General features: G+C 57.4%; 27 protein-coding genes. 14 read left to right on the forward strand and 13 right to left on the reverse strand.

Annotation, left to right across the window (positions count from 1 at the left end; translation table 11 throughout):
- Positions 1-4 precede the first annotated feature (4 nt).
- Positions 5-1252: a diaminopimelate decarboxylase gene (gene lysA / locus RHM59_RS17830; RefSeq protein WP_322285134.1), complete on the reverse strand. Its 1248-nt coding sequence runs from the start codon at positions 1250-1252 to the stop codon at positions 5-7.
- A gap of 9 nt (positions 1253-1261) precedes the next feature.
- A complete protein-coding gene (lptM, locus tag RHM59_RS17835; protein ID WP_322166627.1) occupies positions 1262-1417 on the reverse strand; it encodes an LPS translocon maturation chaperone LptM in 156 nt (51 codons plus the stop codon).
- Between the two features lie 237 nt (positions 1418-1654).
- Between lptM and cyaY the strand changes: the two genes are divergently transcribed.
- Together cyaY and RHM59_RS17845 are read left to right on the forward strand one after the other, a co-directional pair.
- Positions 1655-1987: an iron donor protein CyaY gene (gene cyaY / locus RHM59_RS17840; protein ID WP_322285135.1), complete on the forward strand. Its 333-nt coding sequence runs from the start codon at positions 1655-1657 to the stop codon at positions 1985-1987.
- Positions 1988-1989: 2 nt separating this feature from the next.
- Positions 1990-2229 carry a DUF1289 domain-containing protein gene (locus RHM59_RS17845; protein ID WP_322166625.1) on the forward strand — a complete coding sequence of 80 codons (240 nt, stop codon included), beginning with the start codon at positions 1990-1992 and terminating at the stop codon, positions 2227-2229.
- Positions 2230-2341: 112 nt separating this feature from the next.
- Here RHM59_RS17845 and RHM59_RS17850 read toward each other — a convergent pair whose 3' ends face one another.
- From RHM59_RS17850 to argH, 4 genes are all read right to left on the reverse strand, one after another.
- Entirely contained in the window at positions 2342-5191 is a 2850-nt protein-coding gene (locus RHM59_RS17850) for a class I adenylate cyclase (RefSeq protein WP_322285136.1), read from the reverse strand.
- A gap of 188 nt (positions 5192-5379) precedes the next feature.
- The gene (locus RHM59_RS17855; RefSeq protein WP_322166623.1) at positions 5380-5625 is read right to left on the reverse strand and encodes a TIGR02647 family protein; all 246 of its coding nucleotides are present in this window, start codon (positions 5623-5625) and stop codon (positions 5380-5382) included.
- A 210-nt stretch (positions 5626-5835) separates the two neighbouring features.
- Positions 5836-6123, reverse strand: coding sequence for a hypothetical protein (locus RHM59_RS17860; protein ID WP_322166622.1), 288 nt, complete (start codon positions 6121-6123; stop codon positions 5836-5838).
- Between the two features lie 124 nt (positions 6124-6247).
- Positions 6248-7642 carry an argininosuccinate lyase gene (gene argH / locus RHM59_RS17865; RefSeq protein WP_322166621.1) on the reverse strand — a complete coding sequence of 465 codons (1395 nt, stop codon included), beginning with the start codon at positions 7640-7642 and terminating at the stop codon, positions 6248-6250.
- A 142-nt stretch (positions 7643-7784) separates the two neighbouring features.
- Between argH and RHM59_RS17870 the strand changes: the two genes are divergently transcribed.
- The 8 genes from RHM59_RS17870 (at position 7785) to rsd (ending at position 15358) form a co-directional block, all read left to right on the forward strand.
- Complete coding sequence (locus tag RHM59_RS17870) at positions 7785-8867, forward strand: sensor histidine kinase (protein ID WP_322285137.1); 1083 nt, start codon at positions 7785-7787, stop codon at positions 8865-8867.
- Positions 8864-9610 carry a LytTR family DNA-binding domain-containing protein gene (locus RHM59_RS17875; protein WP_322166619.1) on the forward strand — a complete coding sequence of 249 codons (747 nt, stop codon included), beginning with the start codon at positions 8864-8866 and terminating at the stop codon, positions 9608-9610. Before RHM59_RS17870 ends, RHM59_RS17875 begins: the two co-directional genes overlap by 4 nt.
- A gap of 162 nt (positions 9611-9772) precedes the next feature.
- Positions 9773-10714, forward strand: a complete 942-nt coding sequence (hemC, locus tag RHM59_RS17880; protein WP_322166618.1) for a hydroxymethylbilane synthase — start codon at positions 9773-9775, stop codon at positions 10712-10714.
- Positions 10711-11484 (forward strand): uroporphyrinogen-III synthase, encoded by a 774-nt coding sequence (locus tag RHM59_RS17885; RefSeq protein ID WP_322184578.1) that lies wholly within the window; start codon positions 10711-10713, stop codon positions 11482-11484. Before hemC ends, RHM59_RS17885 begins: the two co-directional genes overlap by 4 nt.
- 69 nt (positions 11485-11553) lie before the next feature.
- On the forward strand, positions 11554-12675 hold the full coding sequence (locus RHM59_RS17890; RefSeq protein WP_322285138.1) for a uroporphyrinogen-III C-methyltransferase: 1122 nt from the start codon (positions 11554-11556) through the stop codon (positions 12673-12675).
- Positions 12672-13910 (forward strand): heme biosynthesis protein HemY, encoded by a 1239-nt coding sequence (locus RHM59_RS17895; RefSeq protein ID WP_322285139.1) that lies wholly within the window; start codon positions 12672-12674, stop codon positions 13908-13910. The genes RHM59_RS17890 and RHM59_RS17895 overlap by 4 nt, the downstream gene beginning before the upstream one ends.
- A 246-nt stretch (positions 13911-14156) precedes the next feature.
- Positions 14157-14669 carry a disulfide bond formation protein B gene (locus RHM59_RS17900; protein ID WP_322285140.1) on the forward strand — a complete coding sequence of 171 codons (513 nt, stop codon included), beginning with the start codon at positions 14157-14159 and terminating at the stop codon, positions 14667-14669.
- A gap of 215 nt (positions 14670-14884) precedes the next feature.
- The gene (rsd, locus tag RHM59_RS17905; protein WP_322286721.1) at positions 14885-15358 is read left to right on the forward strand and encodes a sigma D regulator; all 474 of its coding nucleotides are present in this window, start codon (positions 14885-14887) and stop codon (positions 15356-15358) included.
- Positions 15359-15421: 63 nt separating this feature from the next.
- On the opposite strand, the gene RHM59_RS17910 is transcribed toward rsd, so the two are convergent.
- Positions 15422-16099, reverse strand: coding sequence for an FKBP-type peptidyl-prolyl cis-trans isomerase (locus RHM59_RS17910; RefSeq protein WP_322166612.1), 678 nt, complete (start codon positions 16097-16099; stop codon positions 15422-15424).
- Between the two features lie 215 nt (positions 16100-16314).
- Here RHM59_RS17910 and RHM59_RS17915 point away from each other — a divergent pair, with 215 nt between their 5' ends.
- Positions 16315-17202 carry an AlgP family protein gene (locus RHM59_RS17915; RefSeq protein WP_416195027.1) on the forward strand — a complete coding sequence of 296 codons (888 nt, stop codon included), beginning with the start codon at positions 16315-16317 and terminating at the stop codon, positions 17200-17202.
- Here the strand turns inward: RHM59_RS17915 and RHM59_RS17920 are convergent.
- The gene (locus tag RHM59_RS17920; RefSeq protein WP_322286722.1) at positions 17199-17663 is read right to left on the reverse strand and encodes a TIGR02444 family protein; all 465 of its coding nucleotides are present in this window, start codon (positions 17661-17663) and stop codon (positions 17199-17201) included. The genes RHM59_RS17915 and RHM59_RS17920 overlap by 4 nt on opposite strands.
- Before the next feature lie 46 nt (positions 17664-17709).
- On the opposite strand from RHM59_RS17920, the gene RHM59_RS17925 reads away from it, so the two are divergent.
- Both RHM59_RS17925 and RHM59_RS17930 read left to right on the forward strand, forming a co-directional pair.
- Positions 17710-19632, forward strand: coding sequence for an ATP-binding cassette domain-containing protein (locus RHM59_RS17925; protein ID WP_322285141.1), 1923 nt, complete (start codon positions 17710-17712; stop codon positions 19630-19632).
- Between the two features lie 27 nt (positions 19633-19659).
- Entirely contained in the window at positions 19660-20292 is a 633-nt protein-coding gene (locus RHM59_RS17930; RefSeq protein ID WP_322166609.1) for a LysE family transporter, read from the forward strand.
- Positions 20293-20840: 548 nt separating this feature from the next.
- Here the strand turns inward: RHM59_RS17930 and RHM59_RS17935 are convergent.
- From RHM59_RS17935 to RHM59_RS17950, 4 genes are read right to left on the reverse strand one after another with little or no spacing between them, the layout of a single operon-like run.
- Positions 20841-21581 carry a penicillin-binding protein activator LpoB gene (locus tag RHM59_RS17935; protein ID WP_322166608.1) on the reverse strand — a complete coding sequence of 247 codons (741 nt, stop codon included), beginning with the start codon at positions 21579-21581 and terminating at the stop codon, positions 20841-20843.
- A 3-nt stretch (positions 21582-21584) separates the two neighbouring features.
- Positions 21585-22175, reverse strand: coding sequence for a penicillin-binding protein activator LpoB (gene lpoB / locus RHM59_RS17940; RefSeq protein WP_322166607.1), 591 nt, complete (start codon positions 22173-22175; stop codon positions 21585-21587).
- 44 nt (positions 22176-22219) lie between these two features.
- A complete protein-coding gene (locus RHM59_RS17945; protein WP_322166606.1) occupies positions 22220-22594 on the reverse strand; it encodes a YcfL family protein in 375 nt (124 codons plus the stop codon).
- A gap of 13 nt (positions 22595-22607) precedes the next feature.
- Positions 22608-23999, reverse strand: coding sequence for a hypothetical protein (locus RHM59_RS17950; protein WP_322184580.1), 1392 nt, complete (start codon positions 23997-23999; stop codon positions 22608-22610).
- Between the two features lie 172 nt (positions 24000-24171).
- Here RHM59_RS17950 and RHM59_RS17955 point away from each other — a divergent pair, with 172 nt between their 5' ends.
- Positions 24172-24627 (forward strand): YaiI/YqxD family protein, encoded by a 456-nt coding sequence (locus RHM59_RS17955; RefSeq protein WP_322166604.1) that lies wholly within the window; start codon positions 24172-24174, stop codon positions 24625-24627.
- Between the two features lie 69 nt (positions 24628-24696).
- On the opposite strand, the gene elbB is transcribed toward RHM59_RS17955, so the two are convergent.
- Positions 24697-25377 carry an isoprenoid biosynthesis glyoxalase ElbB gene (elbB, locus tag RHM59_RS17960; protein ID WP_322166603.1) on the reverse strand — a complete coding sequence of 227 codons (681 nt, stop codon included), beginning with the start codon at positions 25375-25377 and terminating at the stop codon, positions 24697-24699.
- Positions 25378-25527 lie beyond the last annotated feature (150 nt).

The raw sequence follows: 25527 nt of genomic DNA on the forward strand, positions 1-25527 counted from the left end.
GGGGTTACTCCGGCAGCAGGCTTTCGCCGGCGAACAGCTCTGCAACGGTTTCGCGGCGGCGCACTTCAAAGGCTTCGCTGCCATCGACCAGTACTTCAGCGGTACGGCCACGGGTGTTGTAGTTTGAACTCATCACAAAACCGTAAGCGCCCGCCGAATGCACGGCCAGCAGATCGCCTTCGGCCAGCGCCAATTGGCGGCCCTTGGCCAGAAAGTCGCCGGTTTCGCAGATAGGTCCAACGATGTCGTAAGTGCGCGGCTGCGTATCGCGGGGGCGCACGGCCGTCACGTTCATCCAGGCTTGATACAGCGCCGGGCGGATCAAATCGTTCATCGCCGCATCGACAATGGCGAAATCCTTGTGCTCGGTGTGCTTGAGGTATTCCACTTGCGTTAGCAGCACGCCAGCGTTGGCCACGATAAAGCGACCGGGTTCGAACACCAGCCCCAAGTCGCGACCGTCAAGGCGCTCGCGCACGGCAGCAATGTATTCGCTGGCCAAGGGCGGCTCTTCGTCGCGATAACGAACACCCAGACCGCCGCCGAGATCGACGTGGTGCAGATGAATGCCGCAATCGCCGAGGCGATCGATCAGTGCCAGCAAGCGATCGAGCGCATCAATAAACGGTGGCAGGCTGGTCAGTTGCGAACCGATGTGACAATCGACGCCGATGATTTCAAGGTTTGGCAACTGCGCGGCGCGAAGGTAGACGTCTTCGGCGTCAGCGATGGCGATGCCGAACTTGTTTTCCTTGAGACCGGTGGAAATATACGGATGCGTGCCTGCATCGACGTCCGGATTGACGCGCAGCGATATGGGCGCGCGAACGCCCAGCTCGGCGGCGATGATTTGCAGACGTTCGAGTTCGTCAGTGGATTCAACGTTGAAGCAGTGCACGCCCACTTCCAGCGCACGACGCATGTCCTGGCGAGTTTTGCCGACGCCGGAAAACACGACTCTGTCGGGGCTGCCGCCGGCGGCCAATACACGTTCCAACTCACCAATGGACACGATGTCGAAACCAGCGCCAAGGCGCGCCAGGACATTGAGTACACCCAAGTTGGAGTTGGCTTTTACCGCGAAGCACACCAAGTGCGGCATGCCGCTTAATGCGTCGGTGTACGCGGTGTATTGCGCTTCGATGTGCGCACGGGAGTAAACGTAAGTCGGCGTGCCAAAGCGTTCGGCAATGGCAGACAACGCTACACCCTCCGCGAACAGCTCACCGTCGCGGTAGTTGAAGGCGTCCATGGGTGTTCCCTAGTAAGTAGAGTGCTTGTGCGATTGCGATGATTTGGCTTGATCATCAGGGTTTTGGCTGTCATCAGGCAGATACAATGGCCCTTTTTGACCACAGGCAGAGACGAGACAAGCAACCGCGAGGAGCGCAGCAAGGGACGAGATCAGGCGCTTCATGGCGAAATCCTTTGTAAAAGCATTAATTGCGCCCGAGTATACCGACCACCCAGCGCCTTGCCTATGTAGCGTACGACCCGCCCGACGGGGCTTCAAACGGGATCGCGGGGAATAGACTGGCGCGGTCGCGCTGTCGACCTAGCTGCCTGCTATTGGGCGGGTATGTTTTGCATTTGTCTCAAAGCGACCGTATCTTGCGTCGCTGCGCGTTGGTAGACACTTTCTGAGGTTCCCGTAATGAGTTTGACTGAAGCCCGCTTTCACGATCTGGTTGATGCCACCCAGCAAGCGCTGGAGGATATTTTCGATGAGAGCGATATGGATCTGGACCTGGAAGCCTCGGCGGGCGTGCTGACCGTGAAGTTTGAAAACGGTACGCAGCTCATTTTCAGCCGTCAGGAACCGCTGCGTCAGCTGTGGTTGGCAGCGAAATCCGGTGGTTTCCATTTCGACTACGACGAAGAAGAAAAGCGTTGGGCGTGCGATACCAGCGAAGAGTTGCTCAGTGAAATGCTCCATCGCCTGTGCTTGCAGCAGGGTGGTGTTGAGCTGGATTTCGACGAGATTTGATCGTGACCACGAGTAACCCAGCGCCGGTCAAACCGGCCAAGCCGCTGTTCAGCAACGTCAGCCCTGCCGTGCCGTCGCCGTGCATTAGCATTTGTCGCCTGGATGAGCAGAAAGTGTGCAGCGGTTGCTGGCGTCACGTGGAAGACATCCGCGAATGGCGCTCGGCGGACGACAATCGCCGCCGCCAGATCTGCGCGACGGCCGAGCAGCGCAAGTTGAACAGTGAGCAACGTTTCGAGTAGTCCAGATTTAGCGCCGGGCCGGTTTTCTGTGGGATGTGTAAGGTGCAAATTCAGCGCCGGGCTCTGTAGGAGCCAACGTGCTGGCGAAGCGTCTGCCGCAAACACAGGTTTCTCAAGCCGAATCCATCGCGTCGTTCAGCGACCTTTCCAGGTCGGCCTTGTAGCGTAAAAACAAAATGCTCTGCCCGCGCACGTCGCCCAGCAGGCCGGAGAGGTCGAGGTCGGTGATGTAGCAGCGATAGCGTTCGCCTTCGCTGCGTTGTTGCAGGATTTGCTCGGCAACGACGGTGAATAACTGCTCGCCATACTCCAACTCGGAAAACTCTCGCTGGTTGCAATACAAGGTAACGCTCAACTGCCCCGGCGTGGCTTCTTCGATAATTGCTTGCACTTCATAGAACGGTTTGTCGGCGGGCGTCGCGGGCGCCGTGCGAGGTTCTATGCGTCGGGCGCGGCCGGGGCCGTTGGGCGATATCTGGTAGTACAACGTCTCCAGCGTTAAAGGCTCAAGCGGATTGTCCAGCGGTAGCAGCGCGCCGCGTCGATAGACCAAAGACTGGAAGAAGCGTTGTAACGGCAATAACAGGCAAGGCTCGTCAAAGTAGGGCAAGCGCTGGTGCCAAAGGGAGTTGTGTTCATCGAGCACATACAGATCAGCGTAGGGTTCGCTGATGCGGTAGAACACCTGAATGCACTCTGGCTGGCCGTGAGGCAGGATCAACGCCAAATCATGGTCGTTGAGCGCGTACGGGTCCACATGCAGCGGGCTGTAACTGGGCAGCTCTTCGCTCAAGTAATCGAGCAGCGCAGGAAGACTGGACAGCGGTACATGGTTGATCTGGCCGGGGACGATTTCCAGTACGTGGTACTGCTGCTGAACCTGAATCAGGTAACGGTGGTTCAAGCGTCGAGCCAACAACAATTGTGCGGTTTTCACCAGCTCTTCGACCCGAAGGGCAATGGCGGGCGCGCGGTTATGGCAGAAGCAACGCACCCGCACTCTCGGCTGCTGTGCTCCCTCGGGCAAGTTGCTGAGAACATTGCTTAGGCAGTCGAGCAGCGCGTGGGGCCCGTCATATCGACTGACCACTATTTCATTCCAGCTGTTAAGCGTGATCTGGTCGAAGGTCAGCACCAGGTTTTCGCGAACCCCGGCATAGCTCAGCGAGTCGGTGCGCTCGGTGGTCATCAGAATATTCAGGTCGCGATGATGCTTGAGCGGATCGATGCCGACATTGACCAGCAGCAAGACCTCGCTCGGCACGCTGGGGCGCAATAAATGCTCCTCGCTGACGAGGCCAAGGGGCAGGGGAATCGCCTGTTGCAGGCTGCCGATAAGGTTGAACAGCTCCAATTCGGTTAAATCGCTGGTGCCAGGGTGCAGTGCCAGGCGCGTGGTGTGGTCGATCACGTTGTTGCGGTGACACCACGTCAGCAATTCGAGCAATTCCCGGCTGCGCTTGATCGGTGAAAAGTGCTCACACTCGTGCGCGCCAAGGCTGCCGTTGTAGAGCGCCCACTGAGTTTTGCCGGGTTCACGTTTATTCGGCGATTGCACCAGGGTCAGTGTGTCTTCTGCCAAATCCGGCGCGATTCCTGGGTTGATGAACTCAACTTTGCCGGCCTTGCGCTCGAACGCTGCATAAAGGCGTCGCCCGAGCACATTCAGGTCACGTTTGTTGATCAGGCTGACGGCTTTTTGCTTGCGGGCAAACTCGGTGAGGAATCGATAGCTGTGGTTCAGCTCGTTGACCAGCGCTCGGCGTTCGGTGGCGACTTGTCTCACTTTCCACTGGCTGCGGCTGTCGAGCAGCGCGAGCTGTCGTTCGTCCCACTTCCATTCCTTGGTCAGACGTTCCAGCAGCAAGCGCTGCCAACTGGTGGTGCGCTGTCGTGGCAAGCCGGTGAGTTTCTTGTTGACCTTCAAATAAAGGCTGCGTCGCACCAACTCCAGGCGCTCGGGCTCACATCGTGCGTTGAGGTATTCCTCAATGCGTCGGTAAACCATCATGTACGGGTCTAACTCATCAAGATTGAGCGTGTTGGCAAACACTGCGTGCTTGAAACGCAGGCTCAGGCACTGCACGTGCGGCTGCTCGCTGGCGTAGACCTCGGTCAGCAGAAGTTTCAGCACCGACTTGTAGGGCGATTCGATCCCTTTGAACAGTTGCCAGAGCCCCGCGCCGATGAACTCGCCGGGCGGGATGTGTGCCAGATGGCCAAGATCGAGGATTTCATCCGCGCGAATGAACCGCTTGGAGATCAGCGTGTGGGTGTATGCGCTGTAATGGGGTTCTTCATAGGTGGGCACCAACCACCACAGCGGCGTACGGCCAGCCAGCCAGATAGCGGTGCGGTAAAACTCATCCAACAGCAAATAATGCTGGGTAGTGCCGCAATCTTCCGAGCTCAGTTGCGCATCACGCTCGCCAAGCACAAAACGTTTGGGATCAATGAGAAAAAAATGCGCTTCGGCGCCTTGGCTAAGGGCCCAGGTTTCCAGCGCCTGGCATTTTTTTCGCAATTCGGCGATAGCATCTGGGCTCAGCTCCGAGTCGTGACAGACCCAGACATCCATATCACTCTGCTCGGCCTGGGCTAGTGTGCCGAGACTGCCCATCAAAAACAGGCCGTGAATCGGCTGCGGCAGATCACCGTGGCGTTGCTTATAGGAAAAGGACCGGGTCAACCGTTGAGCTTCAGCCAGCGCCTGGGCGTTCGGGTCATAGCCGGAAACTCCAGCAGGTGTGCTGCCGGACACATAACCAGGCAATAGCGGATGGTTGACGTGGAAGAACAGCGGCAGCAGCGTCAATACCGCTTGTTGGCGCGTCGACAGACCTTCCATGGCCCGGCCCAGCCGCCCATCGTTGACGGTCAGAAAGCGGTTGCGCAGCTGGCTGAGAACCTTGCGGTCAATGCCTTCATTCAAGTCGGGGCGGATTTCAAAGGTACGCGTCATCGCAGCTAACCGGCGGGCGAGTTCAAAAGGAGTGTTCAAAGCGGCGAGCGCTGACATCCGAGCACTTTTTAGCTGCGTGAATAATTGGCGCCAAAATAGTATCGGCAGCCAACGCAAAAAATGAAGTCCTGAAGGAATGGCTCGCGATACCTTTTGGAAGGTGAATTCCCGCGAGCCCGGCGAGAGTCTCAGGCAGTTTCGGTGACGTTGAGAATGGTCAGCAGTGATTGGGCATGCTCGGCAGCTTCAAGACCCAGACTGGTCAGGTAACCACCATCGAACTGAGTGATCAGCCCTTTATCGAACAAGCGCTGTGCGGCGGCGATCGCTTTGGGAGCTGCTATGTGATGGACTTTGAGGCCCTCAAGGGTATTGCCCAGATTGAACAGTGCGAGGATTTCCAGTTCGGCAACCAACTCAGGGGTATACGACATAGACACTCCAGACATTTCCAGTGATGCGCCGCTCTGGTGTTTGGGTCTGTCTTGAGTCAAGGCACAGGAACGAGCTGTCCTGCGCTTATTTGAGTTCTTGAGGACCCATAAAGCCGGCGTGGCGCGACAGCCCCGGGGGGTGATACGGCAGCGGGGCTTTTGCAGTGTAGACAGGGTGCAGAACTTTTGCAGCAGATCTTTAACCAGTTGTCATTTGGTCTCGGGAGGTAGCGTAGGAAGCGCTCGGAGTGCCTGTTCATACCATTCGGTATTGAAGGGCCGATCGTCTTCGAGCAGGGCATCAATCTCGACCGCTAGCACATGGGCCATCAATTGCAGAATCTCTTCACGCTCATAGCCCACCAACGTCAGCTTGTTGTAGGTCGCTTTGGCAGCCGGTGGGTTATCGCTTTCAATCTGGTTTTCGATGGCTTGGACCAAGGTCGACTCAGCAAACTCTTCTTCGTCGTCGTCAATAATGTCGGTTTTGTCGGTCATGCTGATTTCCTGAAAAAATAGCCACATACGGGCAAAAACAATCGTCGGTAGGAGCGGTCTTGTTCGCGAAGCGGCGTACGTGATGCGACGCGGGCATCTTCGCCAACACGTTGGCTCTACAGGTTTAGCGGGAGGCCAGCAGTGCTTCGCCGCGGACCACTGCCGCTTTGACCTGCGTCGGCGCGGTGCCGCCGATGTGGTTGCGCGCGTTGACCGAGCCTTCGAGGGTCAGCACGGCGAACACATCCTGATCGATTTGATCGCTGAAGGTGCGCAGTTCTTCCAGGCTCATTTCGGCCAGATCCTTGCCGCTTTCCACGCCATATTTCACGGCGTGGCCAACGATTTCGTGGCAGTCGCGAAACGGCAGACCGCGGCGGACCAGGTAATCGGCGAGGTCAGTGGCGGTGGAGAAACCACGTAACGCCGCTTCACGCATGATCGCGTGCTTGGGCTTGATCGCCGGGATCATGTCGGCAAACGCACGCAACGAATCGCGCAGGGTGTCGGCGGCGTCGAACAGCGGCTCCTTGTCTTCCTGATTGTCCTTGTTGTAGGCCAGAGGCTGGCCCTTCATCAAGGTCAGCAGGCCCATCAAGGCACCAAAAACCCGGCCACTTTTGCCGCGTACCAGTTCTGGCACGTCAGGGTTTTTCTTTTGCGGCATGATCGAACTGCCTGTGCAGAAGCGATCTGGCAGGTCAATGAACTGAAACTGCGCGCTGGTCCACAACACCAGTTCTTCGGAGAAACGCGACAAGTGCATCATCGCCACGCTGGCAGCCGAACAAAACTCGATGGCGAAGTCACGGTCGGAAACGCTGTCCAGTGAATTGCCGCCGACGGCATCAAAACCGAGCAGCTTGCACACAAGTTCACGATCAATCGGGTAAGTCGTACCCGCCAGTGCAGCGCTGCCCAGCGGCAAGCGATTGAGGCGTTTGCGGCAGTCGACCAGGCGTTCGTAATCGCGGCTGAGCATCTCGAACCACGCCAACATGTGGTGACCAAATGTCACCGGTTGCGCGGTTTGCAAGTGGGTGAAACCAGGCATGATGGTCTCGGCTTCGCGTTTAGCTTGCCCTAGCAGACCCTGCTGCAGGCGAGTGATCTCAGCCAGGATCAGGTCGATTTCATCGCGCAACCACAGGCGAATATCGGTCGCGACCTGGTCGTTACGGCTGCGTCCGGTGTGCAGCTTTTTGCCGGTGACGCCAATGCGGTCGGTCAAACGCGCTTCGATATTCATGTGCACATCTTCCAGATCGATGCGCCAGTCAAAGTTGCCGGCCTCGATTTCGGTCTGGATGTTGTTCAAGCCATCAATGATGGAATCGCGTTCTGCGTCGGTCAGAACGCCGACGTGGGCCAGCATCGTTGCGTGGGCAATGGAGCCCATGATGTCGTGGCGATAGAGGCGTTGATCAAAAGTGACGGAGGCGGTGAAGCGGGCGACAAACGCGTCGACGGGTTCACTGAAGCGGCCGCCCCAGGACTGATTGGTCTTGTCGGTGCTCATGGATTCGCTCGATAGTCAGTTGTCTGGTATTTAAAAGTGGGAATGGCCGAGGTTGAGGCGGCGCTGGCGATAATAACAGGGTTGCTGTTTTTTTATTCCTGTGCAGCTTGCCGCTGAGTGTGGTGGCGCAGAGACTGAACCGATGCGAACTGAACGGTTGAAAACGGGTGCTGCACCAGTACCTGAAAAAGAATTTTTCTTGCCGGAACTGTGTGTGCCCCAAGCATTGTTGGTGCTGGTGGTTCTGGCTGAGCTATTGGTCATGGTTCTGGTGTTGGTCGAGCCCATGGTTGCGGGGTTCAATTGGGTGCGACTGGCGCTGATTTCAATGTTTGTGCAGTGGATCGTTCTGCTTTCAGCCGCTGTGATGTGTGGTCTGCGTCCTTGGTTGGCGCGTTTGCCGGCAGGCGTCGCAGGTATGTTGTGTTGTGCATTGGTGGTGGGTTTGACCCTGGCATGCACGGCGGTGACAGAGTATTGCGAACTGGCAGGAACGGCGACGGTCGGAGTTAGGGTGGAGAGGTATTTTCGCTATGCGCTGATTGCGCTAATCATGTCGGCACTGATGTTGCGTTATTTTTATCTGCAGAGTCAGTGGCGCAAGCAGCAGCAAGCGGAATTGCGCGCCAGGATCGAATCACTGCAAGCTCGAATCCGGCCGCACTTTCTCTTCAATACGCTTAACAGTATCGCCAGCTTGGTCGCCAGCGACCCGATCAAGGCCGAGCAGGCGGTGTTGGATCTTTCCGATTTGTTTCGTGCGAGCCTCGCCAAACCGGGAAATCTTGTTACATGGCGTGACGAACTTGAATTGGCGAAACGTTATCTTTCGATTGAGCAATATCGTCTCGGCAAGCGTCTACAGTTGGACTGGGTGGTGAGTGCGATTCCGGACGACTTGCCAATTCCACAGCTAACCTTACAGCCGTTACTTGAAAACGCCTTGCTTTACGGCATTGCACCGAGGATTGAAGGCGGTGTAGTTCGGGTAGAAGCAACCTATAAAGAGGGGGAGTTCGTATTGTGCGTCAGCAATCCCTATGACGAAGTCGCCAAAAAGCAGACTTCCAACGGCACCCATCAGGCACTCGTGAACATTGGTGCGCGAATTGCGGCACTTTTTGGCCCGCGCGCCAGTCTGAGCGTGGAACGCCGTGACGGTCGTCACTTCACCTGTCTACGCTATCCTTGTGCGAGACTCACGCAGGAAGCCAAAGCAATATGAATGTCCTGATCGTTGATGACGAACCCCTGGCCCGTGAGCGACTGAGTCGCCTGGTCAGCGAACTCGAGGGCTACAGAGTCCTCGAACCCAGCGCTACCAATGGCGAAGAAGCCTTGGCGCTGATCGATAGCCTTAAACCGGATGTAGTGCTGCTCGATATCCGTATGCCGGGTCTGGACGGTCTGCAAGTCGCCGCAAAACTGTGCGAACGCGAGACGCCGCCCGCCGTAGTTTTCTGCACCGCCCACGACGAATTTGCGCTGGAGGCATTTCAGGTCAGCGCGGTGGGGTATTTGGTAAAACCGGTGCGCGCCGAGCATTTGCTTGAGGCGTTGAAGAAAGCTGAGCGTCCCAATCGCGTTCAGCTGGCGGCCATGACCCGTCCTGCTGCTGAAACGGGCAGCGGTCCGCGCACCCATATCAGTGCACGGACCCGTAAGGGTATTGAGCTGATACCGCTGAATCAGGTGATCTTTTTTATCGCCGATCACAAGTACGTGACCCTGCGCCATGAAGGCGGCGAGGTGCTGCTGGATGAGCCGCTCAAGGCGCTTGAAGATGAGTTCGGCGATCGATTTGTGCGCATCCATCGCAATGCGCTGGTCGCCCGCGATCGCATCGAGCGTCTGCAGCGTACGCCGTTGGGTCATTTTCAGCTGTTTCTGCGTGGTCTTAACGGCGACGCGCTGATCGTGAGCCGGCGCCATGTGGCAGGCGTGCGCAAAATGATGCAACAGCTATAGGTTTTGCGCGGGTTACACAATAAACCGTGTCGAGGCCTTGCCAACAAGTCGGCCCCTACAGAGGTTCGCATATCTGTAGGCGCTAACTTCTGAGCCAGGTCAGGCCCGCGAGTGCGCACAGCTGTTATTATCCGTCGCATCTATTCAAGTACGGATCGATCCATGTCCATTCGCGAAATTCGCATCGCTACCCGCAAAAGTGCGTTGGCCTTATGGCAGGCCGAATACGTCAAAGCCCGTCTGGAAGAATCCCATCCGGGATTGATCGTGACGTTGGTGCCCATGGTCAGCCGTGCTGACAAGTTGCTCGACTCGCCCTTGTCCAAAATTGGTGGCAAGGGATTGTTCGTCAAGGAGCTGGAAACAGCCATGCTTGAGGGCAACGCCGATATCGCCGTGCACTCGATGAAAGACGTTCCGATGGACTTCCCTGAGGGCTTGGGTCTGTTCTGCATCTGCGAGCGTGAAGATGCCCGCGACGCGTTTGTTTCCAACACCTTCGCCAGTCTGGATAGGTTGCCTGCGGGCAGCGTTGTCGGCACATCGAGCTTGCGTCGTCAGGCGCAACTGCTGTCACGACGGCCAGACCTGCAGATTCGTTTCCTGCGCGGTAACGTCAACACCCGCTTGGCAAAACTGGATGCGGGTGAGTACGACGCGATTATTCTTGCGGCGGCTGGCTTGATTCGATTGGGCTTTGAAGGGCGTATCACTGCGCCAATAAGTATCGAAGACGGATTACCGTCAGGTGGTCAAGGCGCAGTGGCAATCGAATGCCGCACGGCAGATAGCGAAATTCAAGCCTTGCTCGCGCCTCTCAATCACGCTGATACCTCGGTGCGGGTGACCGCAGAACGAGCGTTGAACAAGCACCTCAATGGGGGCTGCCAAGTGCCCATCGCCTGTTACGCGGTGCTGGAAGGTGAGCAGATCTGGCTGCGCGCAATGGTCGGCGATCCAGAAGGCGGCCTTCTTCTAAACGCGGATGCCCGCGGCCCTCGGGCTAACCCTGAAGCATTGGGTGTCCAGGTTGCCGAAGCGTTGTTGGCCCAAGGTGCACAAGCTATCTTGCAAAAAGTCTACGGCGAGGCGGGCGCAGAGTGACGGGTTGGCGACTGCTGCTGACGCGTCCCGCGCAGGAGTCAGCCGCGCTGGCGACCTTGCTGAGTGACGTTGGCGTCTATAGCAGCAGCCTGCCTTTGCTGGACATTGAACCGTTGGCACTCACCGGTGCGCAGCGCTCAATGATTTTCGATCTGGACCTCTATTCCGTTGTCATCGTCGTCAGCAAGCCGGCTGCACGTTTGGGTTTGGCTTTAATTGACGAAATATGGCCGCAACCGCCCATTCAGCAGTGGTTCACTGTCGGCGCTGCAACGGCGCATATTCTGCAAGACTATGGCCTGGACGTCGCCTATCCCGAGGGCGGTGATGACAGCGAAGCCTTGCTCGCATTGGCGCCGTTGCAGGAAGCCATGGCCTTGCCTGGCGCGCGGGTATTAATCCTGCGCGGCGAAGGTGGCCGGGAACTGCTGGCCGACCGATTACGTGCGCTAGGTGCCAGTGTCGATTATCTTCCCTTGTATCGGCGCACCTTACCCAATTACGCCGCGTCTGAGCTGCCACGCCGTATCGAAGCGGAACGCTTGAACGGTGTGGTGGTCAGCAGTGGACAGGGTTTTGAACACTTGCGCGTATTGGCGGGCGATGCTTGGTCGGATGTGGCACGGTTACCTTTGTTTGTACCGAGTCCCCGGGTCGCTGAATTGGCGTCAGCGGCGGGGGCTCAGACAGTTATTGATTGTCGCGGCGCTAATGCCGCGGCTTTGCTGGCGGCGTTACGGGCTCAGCCTGAACCTGCCCTCCAGGCGTAGCGATGATGACCTCATTCAGAGCAGCGTCGTCTTCGATGTGATGTGCGCCCTAATGCAAAGGATGGATACGTGAGCGAAACAGTCTTGCCCATAGAACAATTTGAACCGGTGATTGAAGCGTCTGCGCCAACCCCGAACACTCCCTCGAAAAACCGTGGCGGCGGTCTGGTGATCCTGGCGTTGCTGCTGGGTGTGGCTGGCATTGCCGTGGGTGGCTGGGGGGTGTGGCAGGTGCGCAGCCTCCAAGCAGGTCATCAGCAGCAGTTGAGCCAATTACAGGACATCGGCACACAGACGCAAACGCTGAAACAGAGCGAGCAGCAACTGGCCACACGTCTGGCGCAATTGCCACCTCCGACAGAGCTGGAAGAGCGTCGGCGTCTGGTTGCACAGCTTCAGGGCGATCAGCAGCGATTGAGTGAGCGTCTGGAGACCGTGCTGGGTGCAAGCCGCCAGGATTGGCGATTGGCCGAGGCCGAGCATTTATTGCGTTTAGCCAGCCTGCGCTTGTCGGCGTTGCAGGATATCAACAGCGCGCTGGCCTTGGTTCAGGGTGCCGATCAGATTCTGCAAGAGCAGGACGACCCAGGTTCGTTTGCCGCCCGCGAGCAATTGGCTAAAAGTCTCGCCGCATTGCGCAGCGTTGAGCAACCGGATCGTACCGGACTGTTCTTGCAGCTGGGGGCCTTGCGGGATCAAGTTGCTCAGCTCAACACCTTGGCGCCGGAGTATCAGGACAAAGGTGAGTCATTGCTCGGCTTGACCGCTGCCGGTGACGCCACCGACAGCCATTGGGCCCAATGGTGGGATCAGATCTCCCATTACATCCGTATCGATTTCAATGCCGACAAAAACATCCGTCCGCTGTTGGCCGGGCAGAGCCTCACACAGGTTCGGCTGGCCTTGAGTCTGACGCTGGAACAGGCGCAATGGGCCGCGCTGAATGGCGAACCCAAGGTTTATGCCCAAGCCATCGGCGAGGCGCGCGATGTCCTGCAAAACAACTTCAACAAAGACAACCCACAAAGCAAAGTGCTCGATGAGCGTCTGCAAGCCCTGACAACGCAACCGGTGTCAGTGGTCACCCCTGATTTGGCGCAAAGCCTGAGTTCGGTGCAGGCCTACCTTGAGCGACGGCACCTCGCTGCAGATAAACCTGCCGCGCAAGCCAAGCAGGAGACCAGCCCATGAAACGTGTGTACCTGATCCTGTTTGCGGTGATCGTCGTCGCGGCGCTGATCGGAGTCGCCATTTCCGAGCACTCGGGCTACGTATTGATTGCCTATCAAAACTTCCGCTACGAATCGAGCCTGTGGGCGACGTTGGGTTTACTGCTGGTTATTTGGCTGGCGGTGTTTGCCGTTCGGGTTCTATTAAGCCTGGTAACAACCTCCAGTGGCGTGGTCAATCCATGGTCACGGCGCAACCGTAGTCGTCGAGTGCAGCAGGCTATTGAGCAAGGTCAATTGGACCTTGCTGAAGGCCGCTGGGCCAACGCGCAACGTCATTTGCAACGAGCGGCTGAAGCTGAGCGTCAACCGCTGCTGTACTACCTTGGCGCAGCGCGTGCGGCGAATGAACTCGGTCGCTACGAAGACTGTGACAGCCTGCTTGAGCGTGCACTGGAACGACAGCCACACGCCGAACTGGCCATTGCGTTAAGTCACGCGCAGTTGCAATTGGACCGTGGAGACAACGACGGCGCTCGGGCGACCCTGGAAGCCATGCATGAGCGTCACCCTCATAACCCGCAGGTCTTGCGCCAACTGCAGCGCCTGTATCAGCAACAAAGCGACTGGGCAGCGCTGATTCGGCTGATGCCTGAGTTGCGCAAAGACAAGGTGCTGCCGGCGGCAGACCTGGTTGAGCTGGAACGCCGGGCCTGGGGCGAAAACCTGACGCTCGCCGCGCATCGTGAGCAGGAAGGCGAAGCAGGACTCCAGTCGCTCAACAACGCCTGGAAGCAGCTTTCTTCCGCCCAACGGCAAGAGCCGCCCTTGGTGCTGGCTTATGCCGAGCAACTTCGCCAACTGGGCGCCGACGGCGAAGCAGAGGAAGTGTTGCGAGGGGCCGTCAAACGCGATTACAACAGCCACTTGGCGCGCTTCTACGGATTATTGCGCGGTAATGACCCTGCTCGGCAGTTACAAACTGCCGAAGGCTGGCTCAAGCAGCACCCTGCCGATCCGAGCCTGTTGTTGACACTCGGGCGTCTATGCCTGCAAAGCAGTTTGTGGGGTAAAGCACGGGATTATTTGGAAGACAGCTTACGCTTGCAGCGTAACCCTGAGGCGTGCGCTGAGTTGGCGAGACTCTTGGCGCAATTGGGCGAAACCGACCGCAGTAATGAATTGTTCCAGGAAGGTCTTGGGCTGCTTGATGAGCGTTTGCTGGCAAGGCCACTTCCCGTGTTGGCGAGGGCGTAACAGGTTCGCGGGTCTCATGAATGCGGCCCGCCACGTCCCGTGATGGCTAAGCTTATTACCCGATTTGTAGGACTGTTCCTATCGGTGAGTAGCCGAAAAGAACGGTTTCCTTTTTTCGCAATAAAGTCCTACCCGTCGCGTCATTAGGGCCCTACGGCATTGCAGACGTATCGGCCCGTTGCTGCCTTGAAACGTTCAGATGCTTTCTCTACCGTAGGTGCCCTCGCATTCTGTAACGGATCTGCCATGCAACTGGCCCGCTCGCGTCCCCTGTTTTTCCTGGCTTTCATCGCCTGTGCGCTTGTTATCTGTATGGCGCTGTATCTGGAGTATGAAGAGGGGCTGACACCCTGTGCTTTATGCATCCTGCAACGCATCTTTGTGGTCGCTTTCGGCATCATGTCGTTGGTTGCTTACTTGCATGCGCCTGGTCAGCTCGTTTGGCGGATTTACTCTTCGATGCTGCTGCTGTTTGCTCTGGCGGGCGCCGTGACGGCGGGACGTCAGGTGTGGTTGCAAACGCTGCCCCCTCAAGACTTATTGTCATGCGTGCCTGGTTTCGAATATTTGTTTGAAACGATGGCTGTCAACGAAGCCATATCGCGCCTTTTCATGGGCGGCATCAATTGCGATGAGGTCAGCTGGACGCTGCTTGAGATGAGTGTTCCCGAATGGAGTTTGCTGGCATTTGCCGGCTTGATTATGTTCGCGACCTATCAGTTGTTCCAGCGTGAGCCTGCCCGTCTGGACCCTGAATAATCGGATCTTCACGCCCGCCCGGATTAAACACTTGTATGAACTTTCTCTCCTGCGTACCTTGATGGGGTTGGTGTGCGGGCATAATCTGGTCCGCACGCGTTATCGGAAATATGCCGTTTTTGTAGCTTCATCAGGCCCGTCTCTTACCCAGAGGCGTACTAGAAGTCTGGGGAGCGGTGCAGAGCCGCATGACCCTGAAGGGAAGAGAGAACATCATGCTGGAAAGTTGCAAAAATGCTCAGGAGCGCTGGGGTGGGGTTCATAAGCTGATTGATCGCTGGCTTGAAGACCGCCAAAAGCTTGTACGTGACTACGACGCGCTCGGCGATACGCCGGTAGCTCTGGCCGCAGACCGCGAAGCCCTTCAAGACTTCTGCAGAGTGTTGGTCGATTACGTTTCGGCTGGGCATTTTGAAGTCTATGAACAATTGACCAGTGAAGCGAAAGCCTTCAACGATGAGCGCGGCCTGGACTTGGCCAAGCAAATCTACCCACGAATCGACGTCATCACCGAGTTCGCGCTGGCCTTCAACGACCGCTGTGACAAAGGTGACTGCTCTGATGCTGATCTCGTTGCCGAAGAGTTCAAGAAGCTGGGCAACATGCTCCATGAACGCTTCGAACTCGAAGATTGCTTGATCGAAGTGCTGCACAATTCCCACAAAACGCCTGACGCTGCCCAGGCCTGATACCTGCAATTTCCGGGCGCGCTTCCTGCGCCCCGGATGTTGAAGGTCCGCCCGACGGATGTGTTATCGGGCAACGTCCAGCAATTCAATCTCGAATACCAGCGGTGTGTACGGGTCGATAAGATCACCCGCACCTTCGGCGCCATACGCTTGGGCGGACGGAATCACCAGTCGCCATTTCGCCCCCACCTGCATCCCCTGTAGAGCACTGGTCCAGCCAGCGATCACGCTGTCCAGGCGAAACCATTGTGGCTGAGTGTTTTGATCGAAGATGGTCCCATCAGGCAGTCGGCCCACGTAACGTACTTGCACACGATCCGATGCGGTGGGTTTCACCCCGGTGCCTGCCTTAAGCTCAGTCATCAACACGCCGTCTGCGAGTACCTGAACACCCGGTTTGGCTTTTTCGAGCGCCAGGAAACGCTGTTCAGTGCTCATAGCTGCTTCGCTTTGTGGCTCCGGCGCAGGCGCCTCTTCGGACTGCGTTACTGCGGCGTCGTGATCCCGGAGAATCTGTTCGATGCGTTCGTCTTTGAGCGCCAGCGGTTTGCCCTGATAGGCTTGCTGCAGGCCATCGATCAACGCCTGAATCTGCAGGTCAGGCACTTCCTGGCGAAGTCGCTGGCCGAGGCTCGCTCCGAGGCTATACGCGAGATCATGATCGCTCGCGGGAGCGGCAGTTTCGGCAGCTTGAGCGAGCGGTAGCAGAAGAAACAGAGACATTAATAGGTAGCGCGACATGGTCCACTCCAGCCTGGGGAGCGGCGATTATGCCAGCGCAGACGCCGTGACGCTGCCTCGCGTGAAAGGGAATTTCACGGAACTGTCATGGGTACTGCTCTCAATCAGTTCGGCGCTGTGCAAACGATGGCATGTTGTTGCTGTCAACATCACCTAGCGGCGTGTCATGCAGAGGTCTAGTATGAGCCCCAATCAAGCCAGCCAGGAGGTTAGTCATGTCGGCGAAAAAGAAGTCAGTAGAAGCCAAATTAGTACATACGCCGTTGCATTTGCTTCAACAGCTTTCGAACAGTCTGCTCGAACATTTGGAAAACGCCTGCTCCCAAGCAATGACCGAAGCTGAAAAAATGCTCGCGAAATTGGAAAAGCAGCGCGGCAAAGCCCAGGAAAAACTGCACAACGCCCGTATCAAGTTGCAAGATGCCGCCACTGCCGGAAAAGCCAAGGCACAAGCCAAAGCCAAGCAGGGCGTGTCCGAACTCGAAGAACTGCTCGACGCGCTCAAGTCCCGTCAGACCGAAACCCGCACCTACATTCTGCAACTCAAGCGTGATGCTCAAGAAAGCCTGAAACTGGCCCAGGGCATCGGTCGTGTAAAAGACGCAGCGGGCAAGACATTGAGCCTGCGCGCAGCTAAGCCAGTGGCGGTTAAAGCCCCTGCTCCGGTTGTTGCCGCCAAGCCTGCTAAAGCGGCTGCCGCCAAAGTACCTGCTGCCAAGCCGGTGGCGAAAACCGCTGTCGCCAAGCCCGCTGCGAAAGCCGCTTCGAAAGCGCCAGTTGCAGCAAGCGCTGCTAAGTCTGCGGTGACCAAAGCGCCGGCTAAAGCAGCTGTCGCCAAACCCGCTGCAAAACCTGCGGTTAAGCCGGCAGCAAAAGCGCCTGCTAAAGCACCGGTTAAAGTGGCTGCCGCCAAAGCGCCGGCCAAGTCCGCCGCAAAACCAGCCGCTAAACCTGCGCCAGTGAAAGCCGCCGCGAAATCGGCCGCCAAGCCAGCGGTTAAGCCGGCAACCCCGCCAGCCTCCACCGCCTCGACTGCAGCCGCTCCTGCGGCTTCAACTCCAGCGGTAACGGCAACGCCTGCTACCCCAACCAGCGCTTCTTAACGCTGGTCCACCGCGACGCGCAGCACCCGCAGCGCGTCGCGGTTTTCTTTGGCTGCGTCGGCGGCAAGCCCCTCTAGCCAAGCGACTAGATCCTCAGCAACACCCACTGGCCAACCCTGAGTCAGTATCTCCAGTCGCGCCAACAACGTGCGCTCGGCGTCCAGCTCCAGACCCTTTACCTGCTGCCGCAGGGCTCCCCATTCAGCATCATCGGCCGCCGCCATTCGCCATTGCGTGCGCAATGCCCTGAGCGGTTGCACCACCGCGTCGTGCCAGGGCGTGGCCAATTGTCTGATTTCGCTCAAACGCTCAACCGAGCAAATCACTCCGCGTTGCCCTAACCATGCGCCACATATCAGCGTGCAAACATTGGCCCCGCTGGCCTGCAGGCGCAAACAGGCCTGTTCAACGCCCGGTTGGGTATAGAGATTGAAGGTGAAACTCCACAGATCAGAAGGCATAGTCATCTACTTGTTTCGGACGAAGCTGGTAGACTCCGCCGCCATTATGATTCGACTTCAAAACCTAACTTTACAGCGTGGCCCGCAACGTCTGCTAGAAGACGCCGAGTTAACGCTGCACGCCGGCCATAAAGCCGGTTTGATCGGTGCCAATGGCGCCGGAAAATCCAGCCTGTTCGCTTTGATGCGGGGTGAATTGACCCCCGACTCTGGTGATTGCCTGCTGCCCGCCGATTGGCGCATCGCACACATGCGCCAGGAGATCGAGACCCTCGAACGCCTGGCGGTGGATTATGTGCTCGACGGGGACTTGCGTCTGCGTCAGGCACAAAGCGATTTGGCCGCCGCCGAGTTGGCTCAGGACGGCTCCGCTCAAGCACGGTTTCACGCCGAGCTGGACGCTGCCGATGGCTACACGGCTGACGCCCGTGCCCGCAAGTTGCTCGCCGGCCTGGGCTTCACCAACGAACAGATGGATCGACAGGTCGGAGACTTTTCCGGCGGCTGGCGGATGCGTCTGAACCTGGCCCAGGCACTGATGTGCCCATCGGACCTGTTGCTGCTCGATGAGCCCACCAACCACTTGGACCTCGATGCCATTCTTTGGCTTGAGGACTGGCTCAAGAGCTACACCGGCACCTTGCTGTTGATCTCCCACGACCGGGATTTCCTCGACGCAGTGGTTGATCACATCGCCCACGTCGAACAGAAAAAAATCATTCTCTATCGTGGCGGCTATAGCGCTTTCGAGCGCGCCCGAGCTGAACGTCTGGCCCAGCAGCAGCAGGCGTACGACAAGCAGCAAGTGGCACGCGCTCACATGGAGAAATTCATTGCGCGCTTCAGGGCCCAGGCGACCAAAGCTCGTCAGGCTCAAAGCCGGATGAAAGCCCTTGAACGCATGGAGGAGCTGTCGGCGGCCCACGTCGACTCGCCGTTTGACTTCACCTTCCGTGAGTCCGACAAAATCTCCAGTCCGCTGCTGGATATGTCCGATGCCCGTTTGGGTTATGGCGAAAGAGCCGTACTGGAAAAGGTCAAATTACAGCTGACACCGGGCGCCCGCATTGGTTTGCTGGGCCCCAACGGTGCGGGTAAATCGACCCTGATCAAAAACCTCGCCGGTGAGCTTGAGCCGTTAAGTGGTCGATTGGTTCGTGGCGAAAACCTGATCGTGGGCTATTTCGCCCAGCATCAGTTGGACTCCCTCGATTCCAAAGCTAGCCCATTGCTGCACTTGCAACGTATCGCGCCCACCGAGCGTGAACAGACCTTGCGTGACTTCCTCGGGGGTTTCGACTTCCGGGGGCCGCGCCTGGACGAGCCGGTATTGAATTTTTCCGGTGGCGAAAAAGCACGATTGGCCTTGGCGTTGATCGCCTGGGGCAAGCCGAACCTGCTGCTGCTCGACGAACCAACCAACCACTTGGACCTGGAAATGCGCCTGGCACTGACCATGGCCCTTCAAGAGTTTAGTGGCGCGGTGTTGGTGGTTTCTCACGATCGACACCTGCTCAAGAGCACCACCGACGACTTCTTGCTGGTGGCTGATGGTCTGGTGCAGACCTTCGACGGCGACCTTGAAGATTACGCTCGCTGGCTGGTGGACTATCGTCTGCGCAATGCACCGGTTAACAACACGCCGGTCAACCCTGATAAGACCGACAAAAAAGCCCAACGCCAACAAGCGGCGGCCTTGCGTCAACAGCTGGCGCCGCACAAGCGCGAGGCCGACAAGCTCGAACGCGACCTCGGTACGCTGCATGAAAAGTTGTCCACGGTCGAAGCGGGACTGGCCGATAGCACAAACTACGACGCGGCGAACAAAGATAAGCTGCGCGACTTGTTGGCGGATCAGGCAAAGCTGAAAATTCGCGAAGCAGAATTGGAAGAAACCTGGATGGAAGCGCTGGAACTGCTGGAACTGCTGGAAAGCATGCAAGCGGAGCTGGAAGCGCTATCCTCTTAGCCGCGTTCAAAATTCCCGAGGTGAGTGATGTTGCTTGAAACGTGGCTGGCGTTCTTCGCCGCTTGTTGGGTCATCAGCTTGTCTCCAGGTGCGGGCGCCATTGCGTCAATGTCCTGTGGTTTGCGTTACGGCTTTTGGCGCGGTTACTGGAACGCCCTCGGTCTGCAAGTCGCCTTGGTGCTGCAAATCGCGATTGTCGCCGCAGGGCTGGGCGCTGTTCTTGCCACGTCGGCGTTGGCGTTCAGTTTGATCAAATGGTTTGGCGTCTTTTACCTGGTGTACCTCGCCGTCAAACAATGGCGTGCGCTGGCGATGGACTTGGCTGCCGATGATGCAGTTCGCCCAATCGGTCGACCACTCAGTTTGGTGATGCGCGGATTTCTGGTGAACATCAGCAACCCGAAAGCGCTGGTATTCATGCTGGCTATCCTGCCGCAGTTCATCGACCCACTTCGGCCTTTGCTCGCGCAATACCTGATCATCGCCGTGACCATGGTTGCGGTGGATTTGACCGTCATGGCGGGGTATACCGGCCTGGCTTCGCGGGTATTAAGGTTGTTGCGCACGCCTAAACAACAACGCCGGATGAACCGCACCTTCGCCGGATTGTTCGTGGGCGCTGCGGCATTTTTGGCAACGATTCATCGCGCAACGGTTTGACCCGCTGACATGTGCGGGCGTCTGTAGCCGCCCGCGTGTTGGCGAAAGCCCTTCGGACCTATCGCAGCCGTCGGCAGCGCCTACGAATGTGCGAACAGCGACATCCGTGGGACCGAATTTATTCGGGAAGGCACCGGTTCAAACAGCGCAGCCTCCCGCTGAATATCGCAATCCCTGTAGGAGGGTCCGCCACGTCTTCGACGCTGCGCTGTCGCGCAGCAAACTGGTTGGCACTTTGTGTGGTTTGAGGTTGCAGCGTGTCAGGACAGAAGCCTTTCCGAATAAATTCGGTCCCACGGTTTTTGGCGCTGCACAGATTTCTGTAGGAGCTGCCGAAGGCTGCGATAGGTCCGAAGGACCTTCGCCAACAAGTTGGCTCTAGAGATAGTCGCCCGCTTATAGACCGCCTGTGAATTGAATATCAAATTGCGCAAAGAGGCCCCGTGAAACCATGCGGCCGAACGCAGGTGTTGCGCAGGGGAGTGACGAGGTAAGGATGCCGAGTAAGCCGTGCGCGGCCAGGGACGGCCGCTCACGGCGCCCAGAAATCAGCGCAATATCGTCGGCGCTTCATCCCGGGGCAAGTTGTTGCGTGGCGACGGCGTTTCGCTGCTGCCATTGAAGCCCATCAGTTGTTCTTTCAATTGCCGAGCAACGTCTAGGCCGATGGATTTCGATACGTCCCGGACCACATGCCCGCGATTAAGCGTGACGTGCTGGTCATAACCATTGACCAGTTTGGTGTCTTGACCTTCGCCCATGGCGGTGAAGGCCGAGGTGATCTCGAAGGTACGGGTGTTGATCAGGCTGAAGCTGCCCACCAATGTCAGCCCCAAGACCGCCGTATGGCTGTCGGTATTGGCCAGCGCGGAGATGTCCTGGCGAAAATCGATGTCGGACACCGTGCCAAATAGCACGAAATCTGCGCCTTTGAAATTGCCGTTTTTGATCCGTTTGATCACGTCATAAACGTCTTCTTGGGACTTGGCGGTGTAGGGCGTGCCCTGAACCAGTTGGAACATCCCTGACTTCAATATCTCGCCCTTGATGTCGCCGCTGAATTTCCGTAGCTCGCCCTGTTCTATGTAGCTGGTGCTGCTTTCGTACTCGTTGTAACTCGCCGAACCGCTGGCTTGATAGGCGTTGGCCTGGACATTGGTTTGCGCGGAAACGGTATGAATGTACTGCTCCACTCGCTGCTCGAACGCCAAATCAGTGACAGCGATTTTTGGGGCTGCCTGCACGCCAACGGCGCAGATCAAGCCGAGAATGCCAATCCATGCACGCATTGTTTAACGCTCCGTGGTTTTGCGGATTTCTTTTTCGTCCATCCATTCGGCCAAACCGCTGTCAACGTCGACCAATTGCAGGCTGAACTTATAAAACACGTCTTTGACGTCGCTGCTGCGTTTGACGATCGAGCTGATCGAGCCTTCCAAGCGGTATTTGGCGGCGACCATGTTCCCAGTCTTGTTGACCGTCGATGGCTTATACAAACCGCTCTGGTTTTGCAGCTTGAGCTGATCGACCTGGCTTTGCATGTCGGTGTTGTCGCTGGCGAAGCGGGCGGTACCGGTTTTCATCAGCTGGGTCTTGATCGATGTCGTGATCTCGCGGGTATCGATGTACTCGCTGGTTTTGTTCTTCACGTCGTACACCTGCACCACTGGGCGACCTTGCAGAACGCCGGACTGTGCCAAGGAACGGGTCATGCTTTCAGCGATGGTTTGCAGGTCGGTGGAGCCGAACTCGTTGGTCACCAACTCGACAGCCTTGGTGTCGCCGTAGCTGATGTTTTTCCCGCCGAGAACCGGAGAGTTAGAGGCGCAGCCGCCGATCAGCAACGCAGCAAGGGCAACCAGTGAAAAGCGTGCAAGAAGCATCGTAGGACTCTCTGGGGTGGATCGAGCTAATAGGGGTTCTTTGTTCAAGGCGTTTTCACTTCGATCCGGAAATCAGTGGCCCTGGGCACGGGGGCGATGCTGGTCAGGAAGCTGGTTTGCGAACCGTACAAGGTCAGGCTTTTCCAGGTTTCTTCATCGGCCACAGGGAAACCGTCGTTGCCCAGCCAGGCGAAGCGGTAATACAGCGTTGTGTTGCTGGAGCTGGTGTTGCTCAGCGCTGCTTTAACGGTAAGAAAACCGTTCTCGCGGGCGACGCGCATAGCGCCGACGTCGATGTCTTTCAGTTTGCCCATGGCCATTACTTTACTGGCGGCACTCCCCGGCGCTGGCGCAGGTGGCGGCGTGGCGCAACCGATCAGCAAAGCAGCAGCCATCAGGCCAAAAATCTTGATGCGCATACAGGCGCTCCTTTTAAGGTTGTTTGATGCTGGCCAGCGCTTGCGGCGTGTCTGTTGGGACGACGTGCGAGGCCAAGCCGCTGGTGTAAACCTGAGTGCCGATCACCCGGAGGGCGATGACCTGGTAGCGCTGATCGATTTTTATCTGTACTTGTCGGCCACCCTGAGCTGCCGGCAGGCTGATTTGGTGATCGCCCTGTTTCAGGCGCAAGCGCACCACTTGAGTGGTATCAGGCAAGGTGCGCCAGGTGCGGGTGTCCGCGCCTTCGGTTACGGCGGAGGCGATACCCAGTACCAGTCCCGCCATCGGGCTGGCTTTGTTCAATTGGGCTTGAGCAACGCTACGGCTAATGGCACGCACGGAAGTGCGCAGGATGATCCCAGGCATGTCGTCACGCAGCGCACGACGCGACATCGCGGCGGTGCTGTTGAGCAGCGTCAGATTGAGTGGTTGGCCATCGAGCCCAATTTGGCTGAACGCGGCGGTCGAAAGGTCCGGCTTGATGATCGGAAATGACAGAGCCGTGATCACCAGACCGTTGTTGATCGGCAAGGGTAGTGGGATACGGACCGAGTCGCGGGCTGGGGCGAATCCACTTTGCACTACGATCAGAACGTCGCTGTCGGTGCTGGCGGCGCTGTCGAGATTAAGCAGGGCTTGGTCGAGCAGCGCAGTATGAGGCCGCAGTTCGGCGGCTTGACGATAACCGGGTGCGGCGAGGCCTCGTTCTCCCAGTGCTTCGTAGACGTAGCCCGCCAGGTAATGACTGAATGCGCTCTGATAGCTGTTCTTCAGGCCGACAACGTCCGGCGCATTCAAGCTTTCTACCGGGTAGCCCTTAAGGTCTTTGAACTCGGTTTTGACGCCGCGCGCTTGGGCGTCTTGTTCACTCTTGGCGTATTCCTTGTCGCGCAACTCGGCGATCACGGCCTCACGTTCGTGGGTCTTCTTGATCTCAGTGCGGGCTGCATCGAAGTCGTTTTGGGCTAGCAGATTGAGCGCCATCTGAGTGGTCAACATGACTTTTTCGTAGTCGTAGCCTTCGTAACGGCGGACTTTGTCGTTGACCAAGTAGCTACCGAACTGGCTCAGGTACTTATCGGTATCGAGTTTGACCGACTCTTCCCAGGCGAACACCACACGGTCGGCTGCGTGCCAAGCCGTTTGACTGCCCGCTAGATCGCCCTTAGAACGCAGCAACTCGCCTTTTTCGAAGTAATACAACAAGTCTTTATCTTCGCCGGTGTTGTTCTTTTCCAGCGTCAAGAGCGCGCCATCAACGTTGCCGGTGGCCAGTTGTTGGTTGGTTTCTTTGAGTTCGGTGTCGTAGCTACGGAAGGCGGCGCAGCCAGCCAGTTGCATCATGGCGATTAACGCCAACGCAGTCTTTGCACGAAATGCCATGAGTTCTGTTCATCCCTGAAGGACAACCGGCATAGAAGTGCCGATTGGAAAAGACATTTTGGTGCGGGGCCGGAGTATAGGCTTCGGTGCTGGCAAAACAATGGCTTAATAACAGTATTGGTAATGCTTTTGGGTGCGGCACATACTCGCACTCTTCATTTGGAAGTACCGTATGCGCGTTTGGATAGATGCCGATGCCTGCCCTAGGCCAGCGAAAGATCAGGTCATCAAGTTCGCCTTGAAGCGTCAGTTTGAGGTGCTACTGGTGGCGGGGCAAAGCCAGATCAAGCCGAGTTACAGCTGCGTTAAATTGATCGTGGTCCCTAGCGGGCCGGACGCGGCAGACGATTATCTGGTCGAACACTCCGTGCCTGGAGATCTGGTGATCTGTAGCGACGTGCCGTTAGCGGATCGCCTGATCAAAAAGGGTGTCGCCGCGCTGGACCCTCGGGGTCGCGAGTTCGACCCGCAGAACATGGGCGACCGTCTGGCGGTACGAAATTTGTTCACCGACCTGCGTGATCAAGGCCAGATGAGCGGCGGCCCGGCACCCCATGGCGACCGCGAAAAACAGGCGTTTGCCAATGCGCTGGACAGGATACTTACTCGGTTGTCGAGACCTCTGTAAGAGCCAACTTGTCGGCGAAAGCGTGATGCGGTGAAACTGAAAAACACCGCTTCGCTAACAGATTGGCTCTTATAAAGTTGCGGTTTCTTCGCGGTCCTGCATCAGTTCAATCACCCGGTCGACCAATTTGTTAATGCCTGACGCCGCCTCACTGATTGACTGGGCGATCATGTAGGCCGGGGTGCTGACCAGTTTGCGTGCATGGTCTTCAACGATTTCGCCGACGGTGCATTCCTTGTGGTTGCCGCCCATTTTGCCGATAGCTTTGGCGGTTGCTGGATCGTTACCAACGGTGCAGGTAACGCCAGGGCCATAGATTTTCGCCGCTAGGGCAGGGGACACGCAGATCAACCCCACCGGCTTACGCGATTCGGCAAACGCTTCGGCCAGCATCAATAAGTCGGGATCAAGACTGCAATTAGCGCCTTCGACGGCGAAGTTGGACAGGTTCTTGGCGGCGCCGAAGCCACCCGGAATAATGAGTGCGTCAAACTCATCGGCGTCTGCTTCACGGATATCCTTGATCGCGCCACGGGCGATGCGGGCGGACTCGACGAGCACGTTACGCGACTCAGGCATTTCCTCCCCGGTCAGGTGATTGATTACGTGGTGCTGCGCGATGTTGGGGGCGAAACATTGCACCTCTACACCGCGTTGGTCCAGCCGCAGGAGGGTAAGGACGCTCTCGTGGATCTCGGCTCCGTCCTGGACGCCGCAGCCCGAAAGAATAACCGCCACTTTTTTTTGCATGGGTTTGCTCCTGTTGAGGGCACCGATGGAGTCATCCATACGCCGACCGGTTGCTGAGTTGTCCGACAAGAATGTCGTTAAATGTCCACTAATTTGTCATTCGCTGCCATAGGGTTTTTGCCAAACCCGACCTAATCTTTGGTGATCGGT

Source organism: Pseudomonas sp. MH10 (genome assembly GCF_034353045.1).
GTDB lineage: Bacteria > Pseudomonadota > Gammaproteobacteria > Pseudomonadales > Pseudomonadaceae > Aquipseudomonas.

What these genes read in the sequence shown, in the direction of transcription:
- lysA (WP_322285134.1), bottom strand. Translation starts at nt 1,252, where the DNA reads ATGGACGCCTTCAACTACCGCGACGGTGAGCTGTTCGCGGAGGGTGTA.
- lptM (WP_322166627.1), bottom strand. Translation starts at nt 1,417, where the DNA reads ATGAAGCGCCTGATCTCGTCCCTTGCTGCGCTCCTCGCGGTTGCTTGT.
- cyaY (WP_322285135.1), top strand. Translation starts at nt 1,655, where the DNA reads ATGAGTTTGACTGAAGCCCGCTTTCACGATCTGGTTGATGCCACCCAG.
- RHM59_RS17850 (WP_322285136.1), bottom strand. Translation starts at nt 5,191, where the DNA reads ATGACGCGTACCTTTGAAATCCGCCCCGACTTGAATGAAGGCATTGAC.
- RHM59_RS17855 (WP_322166623.1), bottom strand. Translation starts at nt 5,625, where the DNA reads ATGTCGTATACCCCTGAGTTGGTTGCCGAACTGGAAATCCTCGCACTG.
- RHM59_RS17860 (WP_322166622.1), bottom strand. Translation starts at nt 6,123, where the DNA reads ATGACCGACAAAACCGACATTATTGACGACGACGAAGAAGAGTTTGCT.
- argH (WP_322166621.1), bottom strand. Translation starts at nt 7,642, where the DNA reads ATGAGCACCGACAAGACCAATCAGTCCTGGGGCGGCCGCTTCAGTGAA.
- RHM59_RS17870 (WP_322285137.1), top strand. Translation starts at nt 7,785, where the DNA reads ATGCGAACTGAACGGTTGAAAACGGGTGCTGCACCAGTACCTGAAAAA.
- RHM59_RS17875 (WP_322166619.1), top strand. Translation starts at nt 8,864, where the DNA reads ATGAATGTCCTGATCGTTGATGACGAACCCCTGGCCCGTGAGCGACTG.
- hemC (WP_322166618.1), top strand. Translation starts at nt 9,773, where the DNA reads ATGTCCATTCGCGAAATTCGCATCGCTACCCGCAAAAGTGCGTTGGCC.
- RHM59_RS17895 (WP_322285139.1), top strand. Translation starts at nt 12,672, where the DNA reads ATGAAACGTGTGTACCTGATCCTGTTTGCGGTGATCGTCGTCGCGGCG.
- RHM59_RS17900 (WP_322285140.1), top strand. Translation starts at nt 14,157, where the DNA reads ATGCAACTGGCCCGCTCGCGTCCCCTGTTTTTCCTGGCTTTCATCGCC.
- rsd (WP_322286721.1), top strand. Translation starts at nt 14,885, where the DNA reads ATGCTGGAAAGTTGCAAAAATGCTCAGGAGCGCTGGGGTGGGGTTCAT.
- RHM59_RS17910 (WP_322166612.1), bottom strand. Translation starts at nt 16,099, where the DNA reads ATGTCGCGCTACCTATTAATGTCTCTGTTTCTTCTGCTACCGCTCGCT.
- RHM59_RS17915 (WP_416195027.1), top strand. Translation starts at nt 16,315, where the DNA reads ATGTCGGCGAAAAAGAAGTCAGTAGAAGCCAAATTAGTACATACGCCG.
- RHM59_RS17920 (WP_322286722.1), bottom strand. Translation starts at nt 17,663, where the DNA reads ATGCCTTCTGATCTGTGGAGTTTCACCTTCAATCTCTATACCCAACCG.
- RHM59_RS17925 (WP_322285141.1), top strand. Translation starts at nt 17,710, where the DNA reads ATGATTCGACTTCAAAACCTAACTTTACAGCGTGGCCCGCAACGTCTG.
- RHM59_RS17930 (WP_322166609.1), top strand. Translation starts at nt 19,660, where the DNA reads ATGTTGCTTGAAACGTGGCTGGCGTTCTTCGCCGCTTGTTGGGTCATC.
- RHM59_RS17935 (WP_322166608.1), bottom strand. Translation starts at nt 21,581, where the DNA reads ATGCGTGCATGGATTGGCATTCTCGGCTTGATCTGCGCCGTTGGCGTG.
- lpoB (WP_322166607.1), bottom strand. Translation starts at nt 22,175, where the DNA reads ATGCTTCTTGCACGCTTTTCACTGGTTGCCCTTGCTGCGTTGCTGATC.
- RHM59_RS17945 (WP_322166606.1), bottom strand. Translation starts at nt 22,594, where the DNA reads ATGCGCATCAAGATTTTTGGCCTGATGGCTGCTGCTTTGCTGATCGGT.
- RHM59_RS17950 (WP_322184580.1), bottom strand. Translation starts at nt 23,999, where the DNA reads ATGGCATTTCGTGCAAAGACTGCGTTGGCGTTAATCGCCATGATGCAA.
- RHM59_RS17955 (WP_322166604.1), top strand. Translation starts at nt 24,172, where the DNA reads ATGCGCGTTTGGATAGATGCCGATGCCTGCCCTAGGCCAGCGAAAGAT.
- elbB (WP_322166603.1), bottom strand. Translation starts at nt 25,377, where the DNA reads ATGCAAAAAAAAGTGGCGGTTATTCTTTCGGGCTGCGGCGTCCAGGAC.